At 58.7% G+C, this 25,031-nt stretch carries 20 protein-coding genes; 8 read left to right on the top strand and 12 right to left on the bottom strand.

Annotation, left to right across the window (positions count from 1 at the left end):
* Positions 1-129 precede the first annotated feature (129 nt).
* Positions 130-1,602 carry a DUF1254 domain-containing protein gene (locus tag AB6729_RS00360; RefSeq protein ID WP_371079576.1) on the bottom strand — a complete coding sequence of 491 codons (1,473 nt, stop codon included), beginning with the start codon at positions 1,600-1,602 and terminating at the stop codon, positions 130-132.
* A gap of 729 nt (positions 1,603-2,331) precedes the next feature.
* Here AB6729_RS00360 and AB6729_RS00355 point away from each other — a divergent pair.
* Positions 2,332-3,948 (top strand): S10 family peptidase, encoded by a 1,617-nt coding sequence (locus tag AB6729_RS00355; protein WP_371079575.1) that lies wholly within the window; start codon positions 2,332-2,334, stop codon positions 3,946-3,948.
* 68 nt (positions 3,949-4,016) lie between these two features.
* On the opposite strand, the gene AB6729_RS00350 is transcribed toward AB6729_RS00355, so the two are convergent.
* The 3 genes from AB6729_RS00350 to AB6729_RS00340 form a co-directional block, all read right to left on the bottom strand.
* Entirely contained in the window at positions 4,017-4,247 is a 231-nt protein-coding gene (locus tag AB6729_RS00350; protein ID WP_083343676.1) for a CDGSH iron-sulfur domain-containing protein, read from the bottom strand.
* A gap of 436 nt (positions 4,248-4,683) precedes the next feature.
* Positions 4,684-5,229: a hypothetical protein gene (locus tag AB6729_RS00345; protein ID WP_371079574.1), complete on the bottom strand. Its 546-nt coding sequence runs from the start codon at positions 5,227-5,229 to the stop codon at positions 4,684-4,686.
* A gap of 151 nt (positions 5,230-5,380) precedes the next feature.
* On the bottom strand, positions 5,381-6,913 hold the full coding sequence (locus AB6729_RS00340) for a sigma-54-dependent transcriptional regulator (RefSeq protein ID WP_371079573.1): 1,533 nt from the start codon (positions 6,911-6,913) through the stop codon (positions 5,381-5,383).
* Between the two features lie 236 nt (positions 6,914-7,149).
* On the opposite strand from AB6729_RS00340, the gene rph reads away from it, so the two are divergent.
* From rph to AB6729_RS00315, 5 genes are all read left to right on the top strand, one after another.
* Positions 7,150-7,890 carry a ribonuclease PH gene (gene rph / locus AB6729_RS00335; RefSeq protein ID WP_371079572.1) on the top strand — a complete coding sequence of 247 codons (741 nt, stop codon included), beginning with the start codon at positions 7,150-7,152 and terminating at the stop codon, positions 7,888-7,890.
* 109 nt (positions 7,891-7,999) lie between these two features.
* Positions 8,000-9,010, top strand: coding sequence for a tagatose 1,6-diphosphate aldolase (locus AB6729_RS00330; protein ID WP_371079571.1), 1,011 nt, complete (start codon positions 8,000-8,002; stop codon positions 9,008-9,010).
* Between the two features lie 191 nt (positions 9,011-9,201).
* Positions 9,202-10,332: an acyltransferase family protein gene (locus AB6729_RS00325; protein WP_371079570.1), complete on the top strand. Its 1,131-nt coding sequence runs from the start codon at positions 9,202-9,204 to the stop codon at positions 10,330-10,332.
* 70 nt (positions 10,333-10,402) lie between these two features.
* Positions 10,403-10,756 carry a hypothetical protein gene (locus AB6729_RS00320; protein WP_371079569.1) on the top strand — a complete coding sequence of 118 codons (354 nt, stop codon included), beginning with the start codon at positions 10,403-10,405 and terminating at the stop codon, positions 10,754-10,756.
* Between the two features lie 9 nt (positions 10,757-10,765).
* Entirely contained in the window at positions 10,766-11,410 is a 645-nt protein-coding gene (locus AB6729_RS00315; protein WP_371079568.1) for a dihydrofolate reductase family protein, read from the top strand.
* Positions 11,411-11,666: 256 nt separating this feature from the next.
* Here the strand turns inward: AB6729_RS00315 and guaA are convergent, their stop codons facing one another.
* The 5 genes from guaA to AB6729_RS00290 form a co-directional block, all read right to left on the bottom strand.
* Positions 11,667-13,250 (bottom strand): glutamine-hydrolyzing GMP synthase, encoded by a 1,584-nt coding sequence (gene guaA, locus AB6729_RS00310; protein ID WP_371079567.1) that lies wholly within the window; start codon positions 13,248-13,250, stop codon positions 11,667-11,669.
* A gap of 482 nt (positions 13,251-13,732) precedes the next feature.
* Positions 13,733-14,653, bottom strand: a complete 921-nt coding sequence (locus tag AB6729_RS00305; protein WP_371079566.1) for a hypothetical protein — start codon at positions 14,651-14,653, stop codon at positions 13,733-13,735.
* A gap of 5 nt (positions 14,654-14,658) precedes the next feature.
* A complete protein-coding gene (gene leuS / locus AB6729_RS00300; protein ID WP_371079565.1) occupies positions 14,659-17,208 on the bottom strand; it encodes a leucine--tRNA ligase in 2,550 nt (849 codons plus the stop codon).
* Positions 17,209-17,271: 63 nt separating this feature from the next.
* Complete coding sequence (locus AB6729_RS00295) at positions 17,272-17,871, bottom strand: RNA polymerase sigma factor (RefSeq protein ID WP_371079564.1); 600 nt, start codon at positions 17,869-17,871, stop codon at positions 17,272-17,274.
* Between the two features lie 66 nt (positions 17,872-17,937).
* Positions 17,938-18,300, bottom strand: a complete 363-nt coding sequence (locus AB6729_RS00290; RefSeq protein WP_371079563.1) for a hypothetical protein — start codon at positions 18,298-18,300, stop codon at positions 17,938-17,940.
* Between the two features lie 69 nt (positions 18,301-18,369).
* On the opposite strand from AB6729_RS00290, the gene sseA reads away from it, so the two are divergent.
* On the top strand, positions 18,370-19,206 hold the full coding sequence (gene sseA / locus AB6729_RS00285; protein ID WP_371079562.1) for a 3-mercaptopyruvate sulfurtransferase: 837 nt from the start codon (positions 18,370-18,372) through the stop codon (positions 19,204-19,206).
* 25 nt (positions 19,207-19,231) lie between these two features.
* Here the strand turns inward: sseA and AB6729_RS00280 are convergent, their stop codons facing one another.
* Positions 19,232-20,446 carry a radical SAM protein gene (locus AB6729_RS00280; protein WP_371079561.1) on the bottom strand — a complete coding sequence of 405 codons (1,215 nt, stop codon included), beginning with the start codon at positions 20,444-20,446 and terminating at the stop codon, positions 19,232-19,234.
* A gap of 358 nt (positions 20,447-20,804) precedes the next feature.
* Positions 20,805-23,063, bottom strand: coding sequence for a GH92 family glycosyl hydrolase (locus AB6729_RS00275; protein ID WP_371079560.1), 2,259 nt, complete (start codon positions 23,061-23,063; stop codon positions 20,805-20,807).
* Here AB6729_RS00275 and AB6729_RS00270 point away from each other — a divergent pair.
* On the top strand, positions 23,062-23,472 hold the full coding sequence (locus AB6729_RS00270) for a hypothetical protein (RefSeq protein WP_371079559.1): 411 nt from the start codon (positions 23,062-23,064) through the stop codon (positions 23,470-23,472). The two genes, AB6729_RS00275 and AB6729_RS00270, sit on opposite strands and share 2 nt — an antisense overlap.
* A gap of 177 nt (positions 23,473-23,649) precedes the next feature.
* On the opposite strand, the gene murC is transcribed toward AB6729_RS00270, so the two are convergent.
* Positions 23,650-25,020 (bottom strand): UDP-N-acetylmuramate--L-alanine ligase, encoded by a 1,371-nt coding sequence (murC, locus tag AB6729_RS00265; RefSeq protein WP_371079558.1) that lies wholly within the window; start codon positions 25,018-25,020, stop codon positions 23,650-23,652.
* Positions 25,021-25,031 lie beyond the last annotated feature (11 nt).

Raw genomic sequence — 25,031 nt, 5'->3', positions numbered from 1 at the left:
GTACGAGGATGCCGTGACGCACTGAAGGTTAGGCCCCGTGTATTCAGAATGCTTGGTGGGTCTGAGCTCATAACTCAGACCCAGATGTGGCTTTATTACTTGTCAGGGTCCATCCAGTTACGGTTCATTTCAATTTGTCTTCTCGAGATCAGGCAGCACCCAGGTCTTGTCGAAGAGAGCTTTCTCTGGCCCGTAGAAGCGGAAGAGGATTTCAAATTTCCCGTTGGCGCTGGTTGGAATCCAGTTGGACTCTTTTCCTGAAGGAGCCTTTGGGCCAAAGTAGATGTCTGCTGAGCCATCGGGATTCTTTTGAAGGCCGGGAGTCTGAGAGGAGCGGCTGGACCACTGCGTGTTGCGAATGAGGGCGTGCGTGTCGCCATAGTAGGCAACGGCAGACCAGTAGAGTTTGACCGGTGCATTCGCGGGTACGTTGAGACGATATGTTTGAGCACCGTCGAGAAGCTTGCCCTGGTTGTCTTTCATCGTCATGAGGTAATACTGCCCGGCGCCCAGATGCTTTGCGCTGAAGAAACCAAAAGAGTACGTGAGGCCTCGCGCGTCGGTCGGATAACTGTTGGGATCCGCATAGCCCGTCTCTATCCCCTTCACGAACTCAGACGACACTGGGAGTGCCCAGTGTTTTCCTTCGTTGAAGGGGGGAATGAACGCCTGTTCAAAGCGAGGACGGAACGCAGCATGTGCTTCGAGAACAGCCTGCTTGAGTGTGTCCTGAGTGGCAGCGTCAGGGTTGAAGGGCTTTCCCTTTTCGATGCCGATAGACTTCAACGGATCAATCATGGCCTTATCGCGGGTTAACCAGGGCTCCGCCTGGACGATGCGATTGAGCGATTCATAGAAGCGCATGTCGTAAGGGATGGTGGCGTCGAACAGCACGTCGATGGCGTCGATGAATTGCGTGTCCGACGGATGAGAAGCCTGCGAAAGTGGGTAGACTTTGATCCGCTTGCCGTAAGCGACTGCTTTGGCGATCTCTGCATCGGTCGCATTCTGAAAATTGGAGCGCAGGAGCGCATAGCTCTCATACGTTTCTGACGGCATGGGAATGTAACCGGCCGGAACTTTGTCTTTGTAGCCGGGAGGAAGGATGAGGTACTTACCGCCTTTTCCTTTGTCGACGCCAGCAGGGCCCACGTCCTCAATGGCCGTCTGCCATGCATCATCCACTGAGCCGGTAATCGAGCCGGTGTCAGCAGGCGGAATCTCCAGAACGACAGGCCCTACCTCTTTGGTGTTGAAAAAAGGCATGAGGTAGATCGTGTCTGGATTAGGCGTGAGGGTCTGATTCTTCCAGGTCAAGGGTCTGGACCAGAAGACGACCTTGTTGCTGCCTTCGCCACCGTTGGCATCGTGCACCATGGCCTGATACATGCGATCGAAGTTAACCGCAGGCATACCCCAGAGGACCGCTTCGACACCGCGACGCTCGGTGGTGCGGCGAGAGAGATCCTCGGCAGACAAACTCTGCGCGGTGGACGTGGGCTTTGCGGTCTCAGGCGGCTGTTGCTGGCAACCGGTCAGACCGATGAATGCCAATCCAGAAACAACGATGGTAGTTCGAGCGAATGCAGTGATTTTGTACATCAGCGACTCTCCTCGATCTATGGGCAGGGGCGAGCTCCTGCAACAGACAGACAAGCCAAGATCGCAGTCGAGGGAGTAAGAGGTAACTGTAAGAAATGCAGTCGAGTCACTTATCCCCCTGGATTGTTGGGCTGGGGATTCTTCGCTGCGCTGGACGCACTTTGTGCGTTGGGTCGCGTACTTCGTACCGTTCTCGAAAAGCCGAGCGATACCCAGGTTAGCTTCTCGAACCTGGGGCACCCGGTTTTTGGGCTGCTGGTTTGTTGGGGTTTCCTGGTGCGTTGTAGAGGTGTGAAGGAATGCAGGTCCTTCAGCTACGCTTCGCTTCGTTCAGGATGACGGTCTGCGACCGTAGGAGCTTCGCTGGGGGACGGTCTTTCGACCGTAGGAGCTTCGCTTTGCGAAGCTGGTTCGGTTCTGTGGCTGGAAGGCGCTCGAACGTGTCGTTGTAGGAAAATGCGTTGGGATTCTTCGCTTCGCTCAGAATGACGGTCTTTCGACCGTATGAGCTTCGCTGGGGGATGGTCTGCAACCGTGGGAGCTTCGCTGGGGGATGTTCTTTGGCTGTTGGAGTGCTGTGCACATCTTCGTGCTTTGGAACTTGGCTGGCCTTCGGTCCTTGGTCGCGCGTTTGGCGCTTGTTGCGGAATTTGTCGCGCCGCAGGTATACGTTGTCGTCTACTCTCTGATTATCGATACAACAGTTTTCTGTAACGGAGGACCTTCTCTTTGGACCCGCGCGCTCGACTTGTTGCTACATCCGCGCTTTCGTTTTTGCTACTGCCGCTTTCGCTCTGTGCACAAGAGCCAGCGACGGCAACACCTGCAAAGCCTGACGCACCCGCAGCCACCGCTCCTCAGCGTGGCCGCACAGCCAATGCCGGCGCACCTGCCGCCAATACTCCTGAAGGCGAACTGCCCATTCCGGCTGAGACGAACTCCGTTACGCATCACGACTGGACCGCAGGCAGTCGCACCGTCCACTACACCGCGACAGCCGGTGTTCTGCTGATCAACGGTGAAGGGCAGGATTCCAAGCCGATTGGCACCATGTCTTACGTGGCTTACACCGAAGATGGTGTGCATGCGAAGTCGCGCCCAGTGACGTTCTTTTACAACGGCGGGCCCGGTTCGGCGACCATCTGGCTGCACATGGGTTCGATGGGGCCGGTCCGCGTGATCACCAAGAGCCCTGAGGCATCGGGCGCGCCGCCGTTTGAATGGGTGCAGAACCAGTACAGCCTGATCGATAAGACGGACTTGGTGTTCATTGATGCGCCGCTGACCGGCTACTCGCGGCTGGTGGGCAAGGGCAAGGCTACGGACTTCCAGGGCGTGGATCAGGACGTGCGCGCGTTCAACAAGTTCATTACGCGCTACATCACGGTGAACCAGCGCTGGTCGTCACCGAAGTATCTGTTTGGCGAGAGCTATGGCACGCCGCGTTCGGCTGCGCTGGTGGCGTCGCTGAATAATGATGGCATTGCCTTCAATGGCGTTACGCTGCTGTCGTCGGTGCTGAACTACTTTGTGAATTCGCCGGGCTATGACCTGGATACCAAACGCTACATTCCAAGCTATGCGGCGATTGCCTGGTATCACAACAAGGTTCCGCATACCGGCACCATGAAGGACTTTGTGCAGAAGGCCCGCGAGTTTACACGCGGCGAGTACGCCATTGCGCTGGACCAGGGTGACCAGTTGCCTGCCGCTGAGTTTGACGCCGTGGCCACGAAGCTGGCTGGATTCACAGGGCTTTCCGTGACGTACTGCAAGCAGGTGAAGCTGCGCATTGATCCTTCGCGCTTCCGCAAGGAGCTGCTGCGCGACAAGGGCCTGACGCTGGGTCGTTACGACGCTCGCTTTGAAGGCACAGACACGGACGATGCAGGTGAGACGCCGGGCTATGATCCTTCGGATACCGGTATCTCTGGTGCGTATGTCGGTGCTTTCCACGAGTACATGCAGAAGGAGTTGAAGCACAACCCCGACACCACGTACGACCTGCGCGCTCCGGGCGGCAACTGGGATTGGCATCACCGTCCCTCCGGTATGCGTGGCGGCGGTGGTGCTGGGCAGGCTCCGGCACAGCCGAATACGGTGACCGACCTGTCGGATGCGATGCGTAAGAACCCGAGTCTGCGCGTGTTTTCAGCGAATGGCTGGTATGACCTGGCGACTCCGTTCTTTGGTACGGAGCATGACCTGGCCCAGATGATGCTGCCAAAGTCCCAGGCTGGCAACGTGAAGTATGGCTACTATCCGGCGGGGCACATGGTGTATCTGAATGTGGACGCGCTGAAGGAAATGCACGACGACCTGGAGAAGTGGTACTCCGAGAAATAAGCGTCGGGTATCGCGGAAATGAAATGCCCCGGACTGATTTCTCAGTTCCGGGGCATTTTCGTTGTTGGTTACTTGCCGGTGAGGTTGCCGGGCGAGGTCATGCACTGGAAGCCGATGCGGTTGTGGGCTCCGTCGCAGAACGGGCGCTTTTCGCTGGCGCCGCAACGGCAGAGGGAGACGGCTGGCTTGCCGGTGAGATCCCATTCGGCGCCGTCGGCGTCGATGAGGCGGATGTGGCCTTCCACGCGGAGCGGGCCGTTGGGGCGGACGGTGATGGTAACAGGGGCCTGTTCGGACATGGGTGGTTCTCCTTAGAGCTTTACCTGCGGATACGGGTTCTTAATAGCCCCGAAGGTGCAGATGCCTTGGGCAGCATAGCAGAGGCGTAAAGATGACGCTTTTAACAAGGCGTGGGGATGCCTGGCTTCCCTCAGCGTTGTAGAGGGTGGAGAAGAAAGCAGGTCCCCTTCGCTTCGCTCGAGGGCATGCTTCGGCTTCACTCAGGATGACGCTCCTTTGCGCGTACGAGCTTCGCTTTTGCGAAGCTGGTTTTGGTTCTTTGGCTGGAAGTTACCAGAGACCTTGGCAGGACGAGACTTTGTTGGGATTCTTCGCTGCGCTCAGAATGACAGCCCCTCGGCTGTGGGAGATTCGCTGGTTGACGATGACGTTCGAAGACCATCGTGATGCCCAGGTTTCTGTTAAGGAACCTGAGCATCACGATGGTCGACGAACTCAGCCAGCTCGCTGGAGTATGACAGGGGCTAGGCCAGGCGGAGAGTCTCGACACTCCGATCGAAGTCGCACCCGGAGCGTGTCCGCAAGCCCCTTTACGATGCGCGCCTTCTCCGCGAGATCTGGAGAGAGAGCCTTGTCCCGCGAGAGAAGGTCACTTTCCAGTAACAGGCTGGTGAGTGTGGATTGAAGTTCTTCCGCTACGGCTGCCGCGGCCTGCTTCCGTCCGACGGTTTCCGCTTGCCTGCGTCCTTCCAGGACACTTTGCAGCAGGCGCACGACACCGAGCGCTCCCAGGCTGGAGAGAGGAATCTCCAATGGGACTGCCCCGTTCGCGTTCTGCCACACGATGTCAGAGGTGGTCATTTCCGCGTCGGACAACGCGGAATCCAGCAGCAACGCGGTGACCGGCCCGCGCCGCAGACGTGCCAATGCAGCACGACGACTCCTGGCGATTTCAACGATTGCATCCGCTTCACGGGAGAGAGCGCGAGCCAGGTTCTCGGCGCCTTCCATGGCGGTGACGATTAATACTGTCTTCTCCATATTTCCGCCTCACATCTCGACGGTTTACGAAAATCGGGAAGAGGAAAAAGAAAAACAATCCAAAGCAGCGAAGAACCGTACGACAAAAACAACAATTGTGGGCGGCATTCTCCTCAGTGCACGCCGGAGTGAAAACCCCGGTCATGCCTGGCTAAATATCTGAGATGCCGTATTCCTTAAGTTTGCGGTACAGGGTTGTTTTCCCAATACCGAGTAGTTTTGCAGCCATCAATTTGTCGCCGTGGAGCTGGCGAATGGTGTGGAGGATTGCCTCCCGTTCGAGCTCCGCAATGGAGACGATGGGATTCGAGGGACGGTCCGCAGCCGGAACCGAAGGTTGTGACGGGCGTTCATCTACACGCGTCAGTGCGGCAGCAGTGTCCGTGGACATCTTCTGATGCATCTGCGTGGGGAGATCGCCCATGTAAAGGACAGGTCCGCTGGAAAGGGCACAAGCACGCTCGATGGCGCTTTCCAACTCGCGGACATTGCCGGGCCAATCGTAGGAGGTAAGAATCTCCATGGCTTCCGGCGAAAAACGGTAGGTGGTGGCGCGTTCGCGGCGCATGCGTACAAGGAAGTATTCCAACAGGAGCGGAATATCTTCGCGGCGTTCCCGCAAAGCCGGAATGCGCAGGCTGACAACGTTGAGCCTGTAATACAGATCCTTGCGAAACTGTCCCTGCGCCACAAGTGCCGCCAGATCGCGGCTGGAACCGGCAAGCACACGCGCGGTGAGCGGCATGGCCTGAGGCGCACCGGGAGGGGTGATCTGTCGATCCTGCAAGACACGCATCAGGCGCGCCTGCAGCTCCAGAGGCATTTCACTGATGCCGTCGAGAAACACGGTGCCGCCCTCAGGTGACGCAAGCAGCGGTACCTGCGAACGGTCAAAACCGGTATACGCGCCGCGGGTAAAGCCGAAGAGTTCACTTTCCAGAACAGCCGGGGCAAGCTGTCCGCACTCCAGAACGTGAAATCCACGGGTGGCCAGCGGACCGCTGGCATGAATGGCACGCGCAACGGTTTCTTTGCCGGAGCCACTTTCACCCAGGATGAGTACAGGGTGGTTTGCCGTGGCAACCTTGGAGATGATGCGGTAAAGCTTTTCCATCTCCGGCGAACGGCCGACGAGATTGCCGAATCCGGCCTGGGCGCGGAGGCTGCCCTGCACGCGCTGCCCCTCAATCTCAAACGTTCGGCGCTGGCCGGCGCGTTCCAGAACGCTGGTAAGTTCGTCCATGGCGAAGGGCTTGGTGAGGTAATCGGTGGCGCCCATGCGCATGGCTTCCACGGCGGATGAGACAGTGGCGAAGGCAGTCATGATGACCACGGAGGTCCGCGGACGGACGCGGCGCACGTCTTCCAACAGCGACAGGCCGCCGCCGGGCATGCGCAGGTCCATCAATACGACATCGATCGCGTGGATGCGGATGACCTCACGCGCCTGCTCTGAAGTATTGGCAGCATGAACGGCGAATCCCATGCCCGCTGCGACTTCACAGCAGGCTTTGAGTACAGGCAGATCGTCGTCGACGACGAGGAGTTCGAGTTTGCGATCCGACAGAGAGAGCTGAGGGATATCCGCTCCTTCTGGTAAAGGGGCAAGCGGCGAAGAAAAGGACCAGCGGGCGACATGATGGCTATGAGAGAGATCCGGGGCAGGGCCGCGCGAAACCGGCAACCTTTCATCCGAAAGACCGGGGAGCGGGAAGGTATTCAAGGGCTTCAATGGTTCGGGCATCGTTCTTTGGTTACTCAATTAACGTACTCTTTGCGACCTAAGTAATGCTCGAAAAGTAACCGAAAAGAGGGCAATGGGTACGTATTATTTTTGGTTCGTTACGGGAAACTCATTCCCAAAATGGAACGACTGACGCAAAAATCCGCCATTCGCAACAATCGGTGATACTGAAGAGGATGAGTGAGAACAAGGAAGTGATTTTTCGCAGCAATGATCGTGGTGTGGACGAGCTTCGGCCGATACGGCTGATCCGGGATTTTGTGGCTACCGCAGAAGGTTCTGTACTGGTGGAGGTTGGGAACACGCGCGTACTTTGCAACGCCACCGTGGAACCGACCGTGCCGGGATGGCTACGGAACAGCGGCAAGGGATGGGTTACCGCAGAGTACAGCATGTTACCGAGAGCTACGCTCACGCGCACCCCGCGGGAGAGCGAACGCGGCAAGATTGGCGGCAGAACGCATGAGATTCAGCGGCTGATTGGACGTTCGCTGCGCAGCGTGGTGGACCTGAAGGCGCTGGGCGAGCGGTCGATTGTGCTGGATTGCGATGTGATCCAGGCCGACGGCGGCACGCGGACTGCGGCGATCACCGGGGCGTGTGCGGCGCTGGCACTGGCGCTGAACCGGCTGGTGAAGGCGGGAACACTGACGAAGTCGCCGATGCGGGAGCTGGTGGCTGCGACGTCTGTGGGCATTGTGGATGGGCAGGTGCTGCTGGACCTGGCGTATGAAGAAGATTCGCAGGCGGAAGTGGACATGAACGTGGTGATGACGGCTTCCGGCGGGCTGGTGGAGACACAGGCGACAGCGGAGAAGGTGCCGTATTCCCGGACGCAACTTGGCGAGATGCTCGACCTGGCTGAGAACGGCATCCGACAGCTTATCCGGCTGCAGGAAGACCTGCTGCAGAGCTAAGTGTTCGCGCGTTTATCGGTCCGTGGTGTGATGCAACTGTGTCACACCGTTCATGCGGTGTTCGCGCGCCGATAAAATAATGAAGCGATTCAAAACAGGGAGGATGACAGTGGCAACGAAGCCAACACCGGGAAAGATCAAGGGATTGAAGGCTGTATCCGATGCACGCGGTGTGATTGCCGCAGCGGCCATGGACCAGCGCGGATCGCTGCAGAAGTCGATTGGCACAGCACGCGGTTCGGCTGCGTCGGGCGATGATCTGGTTATCTTCAAGGAACTGGTAACGAAGACGCTGACGAAGTATGCGTCGGCGATTCTGCTGGATCCGGAATATGGTCTGCCTGCGGCGCGTCAGCGGAACGATGCGGGCCTGCTGCTGGCCTATGAAAAGACCGGCTATGATGCCACCACGCCGGGACGTCTGCCGGATTTGCTGGACCTGTGGAGTGTTCGCCGCTTGAAGGAAGCGGGGGCGGACTGCGTGAAGATTCTGCTGTATTACACGCCGTACGAAGACGCTCGCGTCAACGACCTGAAGCAGGCGTGGATTGAGCGCATTGGCGATGAATGCCGCTGGCACGATATTCCCTTTTTCCTGGAGCCGGTGGGTTATGACGAAGGCGGCAAGGGCGAGAAGACGCTGGAGTATGCGCGCAAGAAGCCATCCGTCGTCACGAAGACGATGGAGGAGTTCACCAAGGATCGCTATGGCGTGGACGTGCTGAAGGTGGAAGTTCCTGTTGAGATGACTTTCGTGGAAGGCACGAAGGCGTTCAAGGGCGAATCGGCTTACACACGTGCGCAGGCGCTGCAGTATTTCCGCGATGCGGAGACGGTGACGGACAAGCCGTTCATCTACCTGTCAGCCGGTGTGACGAATCCGATCTTCATTGAAACGCTGGCGCTGGCGGGTGAAAGCGGCACGAAGTTCAATGGTGTTCTGTGCGGTCGTGCGACGTGGTACGACGGCATTAATATCTACGCGCAGCAGGGTGCGGCGGCCTTTGAAGCATGGCTGGACACCACGGGCGTGGAGAACATTAAGAACGTGAATGAGGCGTTGAAGGCAGCTTCGCCCTGGTACCTGAAGTATGGCGCAGGCTCGCTAGCTGAACTTTAATAAACCCGGAACGGACACTGATAGAGCCGCCCGGTGGGCGGCTCTGTTTCCATCCGCTTCGGTTTTGTATCCCAGGGATAGGAACTACACTCCGTTACCATGATAAGAACTTGAGTCATTAGAAATTGCGTACCTCGTTGTTGAGGATCGCAGCCCATTGCCATCCATATTGAGCCTTCGCTGGAGTTGTGGTGAAACCCCTGGACCCAAGATCCGAATCCGCCGCAACACCGAAGGTGCACCCTCACACCTTCGCCACGCTGGACGGGTTACGGGGCGTCGCTGCGATTGCAGTCGTTCTATTCCACTATCCTGCACTGGTCGGCAGGCAGATTGTTCCGCAGGGATATCTTGCAGTTGATTTCTTCTTTCTGCTGAGCGGGTTTGTTCTGACCTTTGCATACCAGGGGCGGCTGGCATCCGGGTGGTCGCTGCGTCAATTTCTCCGGGTGCGGGTCGCAAGACTTTATCCGCTGTACTGTCTCGGATTATTGTTCGGCTTTCTCGTCAACCGTTTGCAGGCGATACATGGGACGTCCGTTGGCTCGACCAGCACGGTCCTGACATTCCTGGGACTGGGATTGGTTTTTCTGCCTTATATGGGCGGTCCCGGCACAGTCATCTTCCCTTTGAATATGCCGTCGTGGTCTGTTCTGATGGAGCTTCTTGCCAACGTTATTCACGCGGTATTTTACAAACGACCGTCGACGATGAAGCTTCTGGCGGGCATCGTCATTGGTCTGACCGGCATACTGATCGCCGCAATTCGGCTGGGCAATTTTGACTTTGGCGCTACAAACCCCTTCGCTGTCTTCGCTCTGTTTCGCGTGCTGTGTTCTTATTCACTTGGGATTCTGCTCTTTCGGTTCTGGCAGAAGACCAGTGTCCGCTGGAAAGTCTCACCAGGTGTCATTTCAATTCTGTTAGTTGCCATTCTGGCTGCTCCCATTCCGGGACGTTTTCTGGTTGCATACGAAGTTCTGGCTTCTCTTTTGCTCTTTCCGATGCTGGTGTTTGCAGGGGCAAGCACTCAACCCAAGCCGCGATACTTACGAGTCTTTCTTTTGCTTGGTCAGGCATCGTATGCCATTTATGTTCTGCAGGCGCCGCTGGTGCAGCTCTACACGCGCATCTGGGCAAACGTGGCCCATCACTCCGCAGAGGTTTACCGGCCGTGGTCCGGCCTGCTTTACGCCTGCCTGCTTGTGGCATTGGCCTTGTTCGTGGACTATGTGTACGATCTGCCGGCGCGAGCACTGCTAAAACGCTGGCTGACCAAAGGCGAGGCGAAGACACAACGAGCAACGATTGCCACTCGATAGTGGAGGGCGTGCAGCTTTCCCGAATACGGAAACGAATGCCATCGTGATTTGCGATGGCCTTTTGTTTTCAATGTCGGACGCTTACCATCGGCAGGGCTATGTGGATGCGACGATTGTGCCGACACTGAAGACCGATACGGCGAATCACACGGTGGCTTATACCCTGACGATTTCACCGGGCGTGGTCTATTATGTGGACAGTGTCCACAACACGGGTTTATCAGGACAGGCACAGAAAGATTTTGACGCAAACTGGAAGCTGAAACCGGGGTCTGTGTGGGATTCCATTTATGCTGCAAAATTTCTACAGAACAATACGGCGCTGCGATCGCTGGCACCATACACCGCAAAGTTTGATTCCGTGGCGCATCCAGAGACGCACACGGTGAATGTGACGATTACATTCTTTGCAAATAACAAGTAGAGGCCATATATGGGGAAAGTTCGGATTGCGGGATTTTCGGTTTCGCTGGATGGATTTGCTGCGGGTATCGAGCAGAGCCTGAATGATCCGCTGGGCAAACGTGGGCCGGAGTTGATGCAGTGGTTCTTTCAGACGAAGACCTTTCAGGCGATGCATGGCACGCCAGGCGAGGGCGTGGACACTGCAGATGACATCTTTGCCCGCCGCGCGATGGAAGGTAATGGTGCGTGGATTCTGGGACGCAACATGTTTGGGCCGGTGCGTGGGCCGTGGCCGGATGAAAGCTGGAAGGGTTGGTGGGGCGAGGAGCCGCCGTATCACGTGCCCACGTTTGTGCTGACGCATCATCCGCGCGATCCGATTGTGATGAAGGGTGGGACGACCTTTTACTTTGTGACGGATGGCATTGGCTCCGCGCTGGAGAAGGCGAAGCAGGCTGCGGGTGGGAAGCATGTTCGCATTGGCGGGGGAACTTTAACCGCTCGGCAGTATCTGCAGGCGGGACTTGTGGACAGTGTCCACCTGGCGTTTTCTCCAGTGTTGCTGGGCCGTGGTGAGAACCTGCTGGCGGGACTTGATCTGCCTTCGCTTGGGTTCAGCGTAAAAGAACATGCGGCGACCGAAGTCGCCACACACGTGGTTCTGGAACGCTGATCTTCTGCTCTTTCGAGAGCTTGCACTCCGAGCAGCGTCGGAGTGAGCACCGAGGAAAGCAGGTCCTTCGGCTTCGCTCAGGATGACGCGCTTCGTTCGTTTGAGCTTTGCTGGCGCCCCGCTTCATATGCAGAAGCTTCGCTGGATAACGCGTGAGTGTTGCTTGTGCTTGATGTTGAAAATGCGATGCCCGTCCGTGGGTGTGTCACGGACGGGCATCGCATTTGTGTAAGCGTGTCGAGAACGCTACGAAGTACTATTCCCACTCAATGGTGCCGGGTGGTTTTGAGGTGATGTCGTAGACGACGCGGTTGATGCCGCGGACTTCGTTCACGATGCGGCTGCTGATGGTCTTGAGGACTTCGTAGGGTAGCGGCACCCAGTCGGCGGTCATGCCGTCGTCACTGTGCACCGCGCGAACGGCGCAGGTGTAAGCGTAGGTGCGCTGGTCGCCCATGACGCCGACTGATTTGACCGGCAGCAGGACGGCGAAGCTCTGCCAGATCTGCTTGTAGAGGCCTGCCTTCTTGATTTCGCTCACGACGATGTCGTCGGCGTTCTGCAGGATTTCTACGCGCTCCGGTGTGATTTCGCCGACGATGCGGACGGCGAGGCCGGGGCCGGGGAAGGGCTGGCGTTCGAGCACTTCTTCAGGCATACCAAGATCGCGACCCACACGGCGCACTTCATCCTTGAAGAGGTCGCGCAATGGCTCAATGAGTTTGAGCTTCATGTTTTCCGGCAGGCCACCGACGTTGTGGTGGCTCTTGATGGTCTGCGACGGGCCCTTGACGCTGGAGGATTCGATGACGTCCGGGTAAAGTGTGCCCTGTACGAGCCATGCGATCTCGTTGCCAGCGGCGTCGTGCTGCAGTTCGCCGTGCTGCTCCTGTTCGCTGAGGATGCGTGCGGCTTCGTCGTCGAATACGGAGATGAATTCGCGGCCGATGATCTTGCGCTTGGTTTCGGGGTCGGTGATGCCGCCGAGTTGCGAGAGGAAGCGCTTCGACGCGTCGACAGCAACCACATTGAGGCCGAGCTTGGTGCGCATGTTGGCCTGCACCTGCTCGAACTCGTTTTTGCGGAGTACACCGTTGTTGACGAAGATGCAGGTAAGACGATCGCCGATGGCGCGTGAGACGAGCACCGCTGCAACAGCCGAATCCACACCGCCGGAGAGCGCGCAGATGGCGTGTCCCTTGCCCACCTGTTTGCGAATGGCTTCTACCGTGGAGGTGATGAAGTGTGCGGGGGTCCAGTCAGCTTTTGCGCCGCAGATGTTGAGCACGAAATTCTTCAGCAGCTCGGTCCCCTGCTTTGAATGCGCGACTTCAGGGTGCCATTGCACCGCATACATCTTGCGCTTTTCGTCCGCGATGGAAGAGATGGCGTTGTGCGTTTCGCCTGCAATGACGAAGCCTGCGGGGAGTTCAACGACGCTGTCGCCGTGGCTCATCCATACATCGAGCTTTGCAGGAAGGCCAGCGAAGAGCTTGTTGGTTTTCTTCACGTCGACAATAGCGTTGCCGTATTCGCGCTTATCCGCAGGCGTGACTTTGCCGCCGAGGTGATGCGCCATGAACTGCATGCCGTAGCAGATGCCGAGCGTGGGCAGACCAAACTTGAGCACTGCGGGGTCTGCGTTGGGCGCGTCCGCGTCGTACACGGAGCTGGGGCCGCCGGAGAGGATGATACCGATGGGGTTCTGCGCGCGGATGCTCTCAAGCGAGGCGGTGCAAGGCAGAACGACGGAGAAAACATTGAACTCGCGTACACGACGTGCAATCAGCTGCGTATACTGCGCGCCAAAATCCAGAATGACGATGGTTGAACTGTCCACAAGGCTGATTGTAACTTCCGCAGGTTACAGACGTGCCTGTGAATCTTCGCCTGGAGTTCGCTATTCGAATTTGTTCCTCAGGCGGTGCTTACGACGCTGGTAACAATGCCTGCGCTGACTAAGAGGATGACGATGTATCCGAAGGCATAAAGACCAAAGGACATAGCGGTGATTCCTCTGCAAACTGTGCGGCGGGATTGCTGCCGTTGGTTTCCTTCGTCGTTCTCATGAGGGGTAAAGAATGCAGGTGCTTCGGCTTCGCTCAGGATGACGACCTTTGGTCCGTATAGAGCTTCGCTTTGCGAACCTGGTTCGTAGGATCGCGCTTTGCGCGATACCCAGGTTAGCTTCGCGAACCTGGGGCACCCAGTTCGTTGCCAGGAACTTTGGAATGCCTTGGCGATGGAACATGCGTTGGGATTCTTCGCTGCGCTCAGAATGACGGGCTACTGTTCGCCTTATCTTATGGGCTACTGTTCGCCTTATTCAGAGATCTGCGACTGCGGACGGATGAGTTGGAGGTAGCCTGCGAGACGCGCTACGTGGAAGAAGTCGGACGCGATGAAATACCAGACGGCGATGACACAGTTCCAGACGAAAAGGAACTGATCTGTGAGTTCGGTTTGGAAAGGCAACGGACACGCGGAGAAGACCACAGCGAGAACGAGCAGTGCGATCTTGACGATGCCGAGGACGAGATTGATTTCGATCAGTCCACTGCGCAGGCCGCCGGTGCGGATGGCTTCTGCGATGCTACGACCTACGCTGCTGCGGTTGAGGGCGGAGAGCAGCGGCGCGAGGCTGAAGATCCAGCCGATGAGCGCGGAGATAACAAACAGTCCGAGCGTGAGGAAGATGACGCCGCCCACGTAGCCCATGATGATGGGTTCGCCACCGCTGGCGATGGGATTCACGATCGTCCAGCGGCCCAGCGCCTGCACACCGAAGAACCACGCGGTAAACAATGCGGCCAATGGCAGGATACGCAACAGTTGCAACGCAACCATGGTGCCGATGCGCGGCTGTAATGTGGAATCGATGCGGCGAAGAACGAGGGTGCGTCCGATGCCAGAGACGATGGCCCAGACCACAAGCAACAGCGGTGCAAGCCACGATGCGATGTGCAGCAGACCGGGAAGAATGATGGTTGCGAAGTCCGCGATGGTGGCGGAGGCCTTCATGGGATCGGTGAGGAGCTGATTCACCGTGAGTGCTTCGATATTGGTTTCGCGCCAGGGGAGTGATGCGAAGAGTTTTGCCGCGTGCACGTAAACGATGGCGATGGCGGGGATGCCAAAGAGCCATCGCCATGCGATTTCCAGCAGCACCCACGAGGGATGGTTGCGCACCTGTGTGAGTGTGGCGACGAATCCCTGCGTGGCGCGCTGCTGTTCCTTAACCAAACTAACTATCCCTTCACGACGAGGTTGACCATCTTGCCGGGGACGAATATCTCCTTGACGATGGCCTTGCCTGCGATGCGTGCGGCGACCTTCTCATCGGCTTTAGCGGCGGCCTTGATGGTTTCTGCGTCGGCGGCTGCATCGACCTTGATGACGTTGACGAGTTTGCCGTTGATCTGCACGGGGATTTCGATCTCATCTTCGCGCGCAAGCTCCGCATCCGCGATGGGCCAGGGCTGACGGAAGACGATGCCGGTATGGCCAAGCTCGCCCCACAGTTCCTGCGAGAGGAATGGAGCGAAAGGTGCGAGCAGAAGTACAAGGCCACGGAAGATTTCACGAATGGTGGCGGGCGAAACGTTGCCTGCATCCATCTTCGCTTCGCTGGCGGAAATTTCATTTACCAGCATCATGATGGAGGCGATGCAGGTGTTGAAGTGCCAGCGGCCACTGAAGTCCAGCGTGATCTTCGCGATGGTCTGATGGAGTTTGCGCAGCAGATGCTGGCCTTCGACGCTGAGGTCTTCGATCAACGTCTTGCGCTCGGTTGCCGCGCACTGCGCAGCGTACTTGGTGGTGAGGCGATGCACGCGCGAGAGGAAACGATAAACGCCTGCGACGCCCTCTTCCTGCCACTCCAGATCGCGATCCGGCGGTGCAGCGAACAAGGCGTACATGCGCGTGGCGTCCGCGCCGTACTTGGCGATCATGTCGTCGGGCGAGACGACGTTGCCCTTGGACTTGGACATCTTCGCGCCGTTCTTGATGACCATGCCCTGCGTAAAGAGGCGCGTTGCGGGCTCGCTATTTTTGATGAGGCCGATGTCGCGCATGACCTTTGTCCAGTAACGCGAATAGATCAGATGCAGGATTGCGTGTTCGACGCCGCCGATGTACTGGTCGATGGGGAACCAGTAGTTTGCGGCTTCGCTGGCGAAGGGTGCGGTGTTGTTGTGTGCGTCCGTGTAGCGATAGAAGTACCAGGACGAATCGACGAAGGTGTCCATGGTATCGGTCTCGCGGCGCGCTGGACCGTCGCACTGCGGGCAGGTGGTGTTGACGAAGTCTTCCGCGCGCGAGAGCGGCGAGCCATCGACCACCGCGAGATCAACATTCTCCGGCAGCAACACAGGCAACTGGTTCTCAGGCACTGGCTGCATGCCGCACTTGTCGCAGTAGACGACAGGGATGGGTGTACCCCAGTAACGCTGACGCGAGACGCCCCAGTCCTTCAGGCGATACGTTGTTGTCTTCTTGCCGAAGCCGTTCTTCTCTGCGAAGGACGACATCTTGTCCTGCGCTTCGAGGACGGCTTCGCCTGTCCATTCACCACTGTCGATCAGCACGGCTTCTGCTTTGTCGGTATACGGCAAAGGCAGATCGTTGGTGTCGAGGTTGGGCGCGATCACTCGCTTGATGGGCAGGTTGTACTTCGTTGCAAACTCGAAGTCACGCTCGTCATGCGCAGGTACGCTCATGACCGCGCCGGTGCCGTAGCCGGAGAGGACGTAGTTCGCTATCCACACCGGTAGCTTCTCGCCGTTGAAAGGATTGATGACGCTGCGACCGGTGGGGACGCCGTGCTTGGGCAGTTCGCCCAGCATATCGGTGTCGCGCGCGGTCTTCTGCTCGGCCAGCATCTTATCCACTTCAACGGACAGCTTCGCGTCCGCGCCAGCCCAGTGCTGCACGATGGGATGGTCCGGCGCGAGTTGCAGCGAGGATGCGCCGAAGATGGTGTCAATGCGCGTGGTGAAGACCGTGATGGTCATGTTGTCCGTGCAGCCATCGACAGCGAATGTGACTTCAGCGCCTTCACTGCGACCGATCCAGTTGCGCTGCATGACGCGCACTTTTTCCGGCCAGCCTTCGAGGTTGTCGAGGCCGTCGAGCAGTTCGTCCGCGTAGTTGGTGATGCGGAAGAACCATTGGGTGAGGTCGCGCTGTTCCACGAGCGTGTCTTCATGGCGCCAGCAACAGCCGGCGATGACCTGCTCATTGGCGAGAACGGTGTTGCAGTTGGGGCACCAGTTGACCTTGCTCTTGCGACGGAAGGCGAGGTCGCGCTTCAGCATTTCCAGGAAGAGCCACTGGTTCCAGCGATAGTACTCGGGCAGGCAGGTGGTGACTTCGCGCGACCAGTCATACGACAGGCCCATGCGCTGCATCTGCTTGCGCATCTCCGCGATGTTGTTCAGCGTCCATTCGCGTGGCGCGGTGTTGTTCTTGATGGCTGCATTTTCCGCGGGCAGGCCGAAAGAGTCCCAGCCCATGGGGTGAAGGACGTTGAAGCCGTTCATCCACTGGTAGCGCGCGAGGGCGTCGCCGATGGAGTAGTTGCGGACGTGGCCCATGTGCAGCTTGCCGGAGGGGTACGGCAGCATTTCCAGCACGTAATACTTCGGCTTTTGGCTGGTGGCGATGGGGTCGGCGGCGTACAGCGATGGGTCAGCGTCCCAGGCGGCCTGCAGGCGCGGCTCAATCTCGTTGGGCTGATAACGCTTGGGTTCTTCGGTGGCCGGGTTGTTTGTTTCGACGATCTGTTCGGAAGACATGCACCTTTTATTGTAGGCCGCGCCGGTATCTGGATGAATCAAGACCGGCGCGGCATGTGCGATTTACGCTGCCGTGACCGCAAATGCGCGTGTTGCGGGGCGCAGTAAGGCTCGCGGCACTTTATGGGCGTCGCGGCGAAGGAGCTTCTTGCCACGCATCAGGTGGCCTTCCACGCTGCGGGGCGTGGCTCCGCGACGGGCTGCGATAGTTTCGACGGAGAGCTCTTCGAAGTAGCGCATACGCAGGACCGCCTGGGTTCCCGCCGGTAAACGCTCCATGCGCAGGAGCAGGATGCTGTGGTCTTCGTTGCGGAGGAGTGTGCGCTCCGGTGTTTCCATGTGGTCGGCGCGTTGCATTTCAAACTCCGAGAGCAGCAGAGGGTCCTCGTCAATGGATGCGGCGAGGCGCACCTTTTGCGAACGCAGGAGGGCCAGGGATTTGTTGATGACGATGCTGGTAAACCAGGTCTTCCACTGGGCATCTTCACGGAAGCCATCGAGGGCTTTCCATGCGGAATAAAAGGCGTTCTGCAGGGTGTCTTCCGCGTCGTGCTCGTTATGCAGGATTCGATAGGCGATGCGCAGGAAATAGTTGCGATGATCCACAACGAGTTGCAGCAGAAGCTGCTGACGCTGAGAGGAAGTGAGGCAGGCAGATGTCATGACGAAGCTCTCCGTTGGGTGCCAGACGAGAAGGAACTGCGCGCAGGCAAGCGCTGCGCGAGGGCTTCAGGCGACGGAGAGTGCTGGCGGTGGTCGGAAGAGTAGTGGTGGCGGCCACAGACCCGGCGATGCAGGTAATACAGATACTGCGCGCTGTTGAACCGGCATGGTACCTGGTTCGGGAGCCAGTACGGCAACGCTGAGGTCCATGACAGGCGATTCCTCAGCCTGCGCCAGATCAGCAGCGACCTTCTCCACACGTTCACGCTGCGCCAGAGATGCCGCAGTGCCGCCGGCACGGGCATTCAGCCTGCCGGGGATGTGGTTGAACTTCAGCGTGTAGGTGGATTGGACCGTGAACATGCTGAAGAGGCCAGCCACTGCCAGCATCAGCCAGAATGCGCGTGTTGTGAATCGACGCCGCACCATGTTCCTGTCTTCTATGAGACTCCGATTACCGCTGAAGGTCAACCCGCCTGGCTGCTACCCTGAATGCCTATGAACCTGATTGTGAGTACGCAGTGGGTGGCGGATCGGCTGGGCGACAGGAAGCTGGTCCTGGTGGATGCGACGATGCCTCCGGTGGGTGTGACGCCTGCGGTGGATACGCGCGGGCGCTATGTGGCAGAACATCTGCCGGGTGCTGTTTTCTTTTCGATTGATGACCTGAGTGACCACTCGTCCGGTCTGCCGCATACGCTGCCTGCCGCGGAGAGTTTTGGCGCGAGCATGGAAGCGCTGGGCATTGGGAAGGATGACACCATCGTGGTCTATGAGCAGGTGGGTGTGTTCTCTGCCCCGCGTGCGGTATGGATGCTGCGCAGCTTTGGCGCGAAGGATGTGCATCTGCTGGATGGTGGTCTGGCTGCGTGGAAGGCTGCGGGGTTGCCGCTGGAAAGTGGCGAGGTGACACGGGAGCGCGCGTCGTTTGCGGCGGAATTGAAGCCAGGCGTGATGACGACGTTTGCGGAGTTGCAGGGGAAGATTGCACGTGGGGAACAGATTCTGGATGCAAGAGCGAAGGGGCGGTTTGATGGCACAGCGCCGGAGCCGCGTGCTGGGCTTTCTTCCGGGCATATGCCGGGTGCGGTGAATGCTCCGTTTATGGAACTGGCTGCGGATGGAAAGATGAAATCACCGGAGGAGCTACGGGAGTATTTTGGGGCGAAGGGTGTTGATCTTTCGCAGCCCTGCACGACTTCATGCGGGTCCGGTGTGACGGCGGCAGTGGTTTCGCTGGCGCTGGAGTTGGCCGGTGCTGAGAAGCTGAGTTTGTATGACGGTTCATGGGCGGAGTATGCGTCACGGCCGGAAGCGGTGATCGTGACTCGTTAGTTTCGTTTCTTAACTATCCTGTTTCTCAAGCGAAGAGACGCCCTTGCGCTTCTGCGAAGGTTGCAGAGCGTGAGGGCTTCTTTTCGTTGCGGTCTTCTCCGTTGAGCAGGCTGTCCATGTGACGTTCGCCTACTTTGTGGCGGATACAGCTTGCTTTGACCAGCGCCCGAAGACGTTCGCGGTAGGGGCGAGAGGCGAAGTCCATGTCGCGAAAACGTTCCATGTAGAGCGCCTGCAGATGCGGGAAGTGTTCACGGATGAACTCGAAGTACGTGGGGCGTGAGCAGGATTTGAGGAAGAGTGGATTGGCCCCGAGGAAGCTGGCGTTGACGCTCCTGGCGAGCGCGGCCATGCGGTCGATGGCTTCCGCTGTGTCCGTGATGCCGGGTAACAGGGGACAGTTGAGGATGCCGGTGCGGATGCCTGCTTCGCGCAGTTTACGCACGGTTTCAAAACGCAGATCGGGCCGTGGGGCACGGGGTTCGAGCTTGCGTGCGAGTTCCGCGTCGGGCGTGGTGATGGTGATGTGCACGACCAGTGTGCTGCGTTCGTTGATCTGCTGGAGCAGGTCGAGGTCGCGCTGGATGAGGGAGGATTTGGTGATCATGCCGATCTTCAATCCTTCATGCCGCGCGAGGACTTCGAGAAGGCTGCGCGTGATCTTCATGCGGCGCTCGATGGGCTGCCAGGGGTCGGTGGCGGTGCCGAGCGCGATCTCTTCGTGGAGCTTGCGTTGTTTTGCCATGCGACGGAGGTCCTGCTCGAGAAGCCATGCGGCGTTTTGCTTGGCGAAGATGCGGCGCTCGAAGGCTTCGGGGTCGCGGAGGTTGATCTCCTGGGGATTGCCTGACGCATTCTCGTGGTGCGGGAGGAGTGCAGGTCCCTCCGCTACCCCTTCGACACGCTCAGGGTCCGGTCGGGATGACGATCTTATGGCGGACTCCGCGTCGGCGGCAAGTGTGCCTCGGATGGGTTCGGTGGCGGCTGGCGCGAGGAACTCGTGGGTGTAGCGGGCGTAGCAGTAGCGGCAGCCGAATTCGCAGCCGCGGTAAGGGTTGATGGACCACGCCATCCAGTGCATGCGTTTGGAGACGGACTTGTTCAGGATGGAGCGGACGGCGAGTGTGCGGAAGTCGACGTCGTGGCCCGCGTCAAGGTGTTCGCTTTCGAGCGCCATGCGCCCGAGGCCGTTGACGCGGGGTTGATCGAGGATGGGAAAGAGGTTCGCCGCATTCGCCATTTATTCGCCTTTTCTGAGGTGAGCTTAGGCGTTGTTTTGGGTGGGGTCAAGGGTGGAGTTGTGGAAAGATTCCCTCAGCGGCTGAAGCCGCTTTTCTTGATGGGGCTTTACGGCAGGGCTGAAGCCCTGCCCCTTCAAAGAAGTCGCGCCCTTGGCACGATGGAGCTTCGCTGGTTCGTGCTTTGCACGAATACCCAGGTTAGCTTCGCGAACCTGGGGCACCCGGTTTCGTGGCTATTGATGCGTTTTGCTTTCCTGACGCGTTGTAGAGGGTGTGGAGGAATGCAGGTCCTTCAGCTCCGCTTCGCTGCGTTCAGGATGACGGTCGTTGACTGTTGGAGCAACGCAGTTCCTTTGGTTATTGCGGCAGCTTCGATTCTGACGGCCATTGTTTGTTGGGTTGTAGGCCCATTTTGAAGGTGAGTTCGCCGCCGTTGATGATGTCGCTGTGTTTGATCCAGAAGTTGTTGAGTGGTTTGCCGTTCAACGTGGCGGACTGGATGTAGATGTTTTGCGGGCTGACGCCTTCGGCGTGGATGTGGAAGGTTTTGCCGTTGGTGAGATGGATCTTTGCGTCGGGCAGTAAGGGCGTGCCGATTTCGTAGGCGGTGATGCCGGGCGTTACGGGGTAGAAGCCGAGTGCGCTGAGGAGGTACCACGCGGACATCTGGCCTGCGTCGTCGTTGCCAGCGAGGCCATCCGGGCGATCCTGATACCAGTTCTTGCGCGTGACGGCGACCTCCTGCTGTGTCTTCCAAGCTTCGCCTGCGTAGTCGTAGAGGTAGGTGATGGCGTGCGAGGGTTCGTTGCCGTGGTCGTAGAGCTTGCGTGCGAAGAGTTCGTCGAGCTTCCTGGTGAAGCCTGTGTTGCCGCCCTCTAACTGGATGAGGCCCGGGATGTCCTGAGGCACGAAGAAGGTGTACTGGAAGGGCAGGCCTTCGGTGATGTACTTGTAGGGCTTTGCGGGGTCGAAGGGCGAGTCCCATGTGCCGTCGGCGTGGCGGCCTCGGGCGAAGCCGGTTTGCGGGTCGATGATGTTGCGGTAGTTCTGTGCACGCTTCATCAGCGTGGCTGCGTCTTCTGTTTTGCCGAGTGACTTTGCGACCTGCGCTACGACGAAATCGTCATAGGCGTATTCGAGTGTGCGTGAGACCTGCTCCTGCTGGTGGAAGGCGTCGAGGACCTTGTTTTCCAGCGGGACGTAGCCGAGTTTCAGGTAGTCGTCGAGAGCGCGGCGGCCTTTGCCGTCCTTGTATTCCTCGATGGTCTTCGGCTGCTCAAAGGCGTTGCGGCGCATGAGCGGGTAGGCGCGGTTGATGTCGAAGCCGCGGATGCCCTTCAGGTAGGCGTCAGCGATGATGACGGCGGCATGGTCGCCGACCATGGCGGAGGTGTAGCTGTTCCACATGGGGAAGATGGGCAGGAAGCCGCCCTCTTCACCTTTAAGGATGAGCGAGCGGACCATGGCGGCGTCGCGGTCAGGGTCAATGATGGTGAGCAGCGGATGGAGCGCGCGGAAGGTGTCCCAGGCGGAGAAATCTTCGTAGTAGTCGCCGCTGCCCTGCACTGTTCCACCGACCGCGAATTTTGGCCTGGTGCCGCTTACGTCGCTGAAGGTGCGCGGCACCAGGATCGCGTGGTACATGGCGGTGTAAAAGACACGGCGGTCGGCTTCGGGTCCGTTGATTTCAATCTTGCCCAGCGCACGGTCCCATGTGGCGTGCGATTTTGCTTCGGTTGTGGCTGCGTCAAACGTGGGGATTTCTGCTGCGAGATTCTTTCTGGCTTCGTCGATGGAGACGAATGAGGTGCCGATACGTGCGCGCACCGTTTCACCCTGCTTCACGTTGAAGGTGATGGCGGTTCCAGCGGGTTGAAAATCGGCACCGATGTGGATTGCAGCTTGCACTGCCTGCTCGGAGCCGGGTGCGCCCGCTTCGGCGGCGTTGCTGGCCTTCCACGATGTGCCTGTGGTGAAGTCGTGGTCGAAACGGATGACGACGTAGCCTGCGAAGCCTGCTGATTTGCCGGTGCCGCGATAGAAACGTCGTACGGGATTGATGCCGGTGATTTCGCGGTGTGCGGCGTCGACTGTGAGGATAGCGTCGCCGCCGGGGGCGAGGTTTTCCACCTGAAGCCATGCGGGGCCGGACTGCTGGAACGTAAACGACAGCAGGCCGCTGTGCGAGAGCGCCGTCACGCTGGCTTTGACGTGCAGATCAGGCAAGGAAACGTCATAGCGATAGGGTGAGGTGTGTTCGTCGGTATGTGGAAAGCGGGAGGCTCGCTGCGATGCGTCCGTGGGGAAACTGCCGGTGCCTGCGAGGAATTGGAAGCTGCCGTAGTCCTGCACTGCGGAGCCGGAGAGGAAGTGTGTGGCACGGATGCCGTAGAGTCGTGGCGCGTCGTACAGGTAGGCCACGGTGCCCTTTTTCTCTGTCCGCGTGATCGCGGGTGTCCATGACGTCATGCCGTAGGGCACGCCCACTCCGGGGAAGGTATTGCCTTCTGCGGAGGTGCCTACGAGCGGGTTTACGTCGTCGGCGAGTGTGTGTTTTTGAGCGGCGGCAGAAAGTGTGACGGCACAGAGAGCGAGCGAAAGGACCTTGCGGAGCATGGCAACACTTTACCCTGCATCCCCTCAGCGGCTGAAGCCGCTTTCTCGGTTCGGGTTAAACGGCAGGGCTGAAGCCCTGCCCCTTCAAAGAAGTCGCCCCCTTGGCGCGATGGAGCTTCGCTGGTTCGTGCTTTGCACGAATACCCAGGTTAACTTCGCGAACCTGGGGCACCCGGTTTCGTGGCTACTGGTGTGTTGGGTTTTTCTGGTGCGTTGTAGTGGGTTGAGGGGAATGCAGGTCCTTCAGCTTCGCTTCGCTGCGTTCAGGATGACGGTCTTCGACCGTACGAGCTTCGCCTTTGCGAAGCTGGTTTTGGGTTTATGGCTGGAAGGGATTGAGCTTGTTGCCGGGGGAAATGCGTTGGGATTCTTCGCTGCGCTCAGAATGACGGCCTTTCGAACCGTATGAGCTTGTTGGATGACGGTCTTCGACCGTAGGAGCTTCGCCTTTGCGAAGCTGGTTTTGGTTTGTGGCTGGAAGCTTGTGAGGGCTTTGGCAGGATGAGAGTTCGTCGGGATTCTTCGCTTTGCTCAGAATGACGGCTTCCATGGAGAATAGAAGTTCATGGGGAATAGCAGTTCCCAGCTATTTGCGCAGTGCTTCCAGGATCATGGGGCCTGCCTGCGAGATGCTGCCTGCGCCGAGTGTGAGAATGGCTTCGCCCTTGGCAGCAGCTTCTGCGACGCGTTGTGCGCCGGCTTCGAGGCTGGGTGCGTAGTTGGCGTCGATGCCTGCGTTGCGCATGGCGCGGACGAGAGCACCGGAAGAGACGCCTTCGATGGGCTGTTCGCTGGCGGCGTAGATGTCCACTACTTCCACGCGATCCGCATTCTTGAAGGCGAGAATGAAATCTTCAAAGAGATCGCGTGTGCGCGTATAACGATGCGGCTGGAAGAGGACATGGACGCGACGATAGCCTACGTCGCGCGCGGCCTGCAGCGTGGCACGAATTTCGGTGGGGTGGTGACCGTAGTCGTCAATGACGGTGACGCCGCGGGCTTCGCCTTTGGTCTGGAAACGGCGATCAACGCCGCGAAAACGCGATAAGCCTGCGGCGATCTGCTTTGGCGGTACACCGAGTTCCACACCAATGGCAACGGCAGCCGTTGCGTTCAGGACGTTGTGTTTGCCGGGCACATGCAGCTTGAACGGGCCGAGCACGATGCCGCGTGCGTTCACTTCAAAGGTGGAGTAGCTTTCCGCTTCGGCGGGCAGCATGACGAGCTGGAAGTCTGCTTCGGGGCTTTCGCCGTAAGTCATGACACGCTTGGTGACGCGCGGAAGGATGGCGCGCAGGAGCGGGTCGTCAATGCAGGCGGTGGTGGCTCCGTAGAACGGGACCTTGTTCATGAAGTCGACGAAGCACTGCTCCACGTCGTCCATGTCGCGATAGTTTTCCATGTGTTCGCGATCAAGGTTTGTGACAACGGCGAGGATGGGCGAGAGTTTGAGGAAGCTGCGGTCGCTCTCATCGGCTTCTGCGACGAGGTACTGCGACTGGCCGGGACGCGCGTTGGAACCGAACATGTCCACGCGACCGCCCACCACTACGGTGGGGTCGAGGCCGCCTGTCTCCAGCACTGCCGCCACCATGCTGGTGGTGGTGGTTTTGCCGTGCATGCCAGCGATGGCGACGCCGTATTTCAGGCGCATCAGTTCGGCGAGCATCTCAGCGCGGGGGATGACGGGGATGTGGCGGGCCTGGGCTTCGACGACTTCGGGATTGTCCTTGGCGACAGCCGAGCTGATGACGACGACGTCGGCGGGGCGTACCTGTTCTGCGGCGTGGCCGACGAAGATGGCTGCGCCGAGTTTCTTGAGGCGGTCTGTGGTGGGCGAGGTACGGAGGTCGGATCCGCTGACAGGGAAACCCATGGAAAGCAGGATCTCAGCGATGCCGCTCATGCCGATGCCGCCAATCCCGATAAAGTGTACGCGCTGCGCCGCTGCGAACAAGGCCGAACCGT

The organism is Terriglobus sp. RCC_193 (genome assembly GCF_041355105.1).
In the GTDB taxonomy this organism is placed as follows: Bacteria; Acidobacteriota; Terriglobia; order Terriglobales; family Acidobacteriaceae; genus Terriglobus.
This window is presented reverse-complemented; position numbering and strand designations above follow the sequence as displayed.

What these genes read in the sequence shown, in the direction of transcription:
- AB6729_RS00360 (WP_371079576.1), bottom strand. Translation starts at nt 1,602, where the DNA reads ATGTACAAAATCACTGCATTCGCTCGAACTACCATCGTTGTTTCTGGA.
- AB6729_RS00290 (WP_371079563.1), bottom strand. Translation starts at nt 18,300, where the DNA reads ATGGTGCGGCGTCGATTCACAACACGCGCATTCTGGCTGATGCTGGCA.
- AB6729_RS00295 (WP_371079564.1), bottom strand. Translation starts at nt 17,871, where the DNA reads ATGACATCTGCCTGCCTCACTTCCTCTCAGCGTCAGCAGCTTCTGCTG.
- AB6729_RS00345 (WP_371079574.1), bottom strand. Translation starts at nt 5,229, where the DNA reads ATGGAGAAGACAGTATTAATCGTCACCGCCATGGAAGGCGCCGAGAAC.
- AB6729_RS00275 (WP_371079560.1), bottom strand. Translation starts at nt 23,063, where the DNA reads ATGCTCCGCAAGGTCCTTTCGCTCGCTCTCTGTGCCGTCACACTTTCT.
- AB6729_RS00315 (WP_371079568.1), top strand. Translation starts at nt 10,766, where the DNA reads ATGGGGAAAGTTCGGATTGCGGGATTTTCGGTTTCGCTGGATGGATTT.
- AB6729_RS00280 (WP_371079561.1), bottom strand. Translation starts at nt 20,446, where the DNA reads ATGGCGAATGCGGCGAACCTCTTTCCCATCCTCGATCAACCCCGCGTC.
- AB6729_RS00320 (WP_371079569.1), top strand. Translation starts at nt 10,403, where the DNA reads ATGTCGGACGCTTACCATCGGCAGGGCTATGTGGATGCGACGATTGTG.
- sseA (WP_371079562.1), top strand. Translation starts at nt 18,370, where the DNA reads ATGAACCTGATTGTGAGTACGCAGTGGGTGGCGGATCGGCTGGGCGAC.
- AB6729_RS00270 (WP_371079559.1), top strand. Translation starts at nt 23,062, where the DNA reads ATGGCAACACTTTACCCTGCATCCCCTCAGCGGCTGAAGCCGCTTTCT.
- leuS (WP_371079565.1), bottom strand. Translation starts at nt 17,208, where the DNA reads ATGTCTTCCGAACAGATCGTCGAAACAAACAACCCGGCCACCGAAGAA.
- AB6729_RS00350 (WP_083343676.1), bottom strand. Translation starts at nt 4,247, where the DNA reads ATGTCCGAACAGGCCCCTGTTACCATCACCGTCCGCCCCAACGGCCCG.
- rph (WP_371079572.1), top strand. Translation starts at nt 7,150, where the DNA reads ATGAGTGAGAACAAGGAAGTGATTTTTCGCAGCAATGATCGTGGTGTG.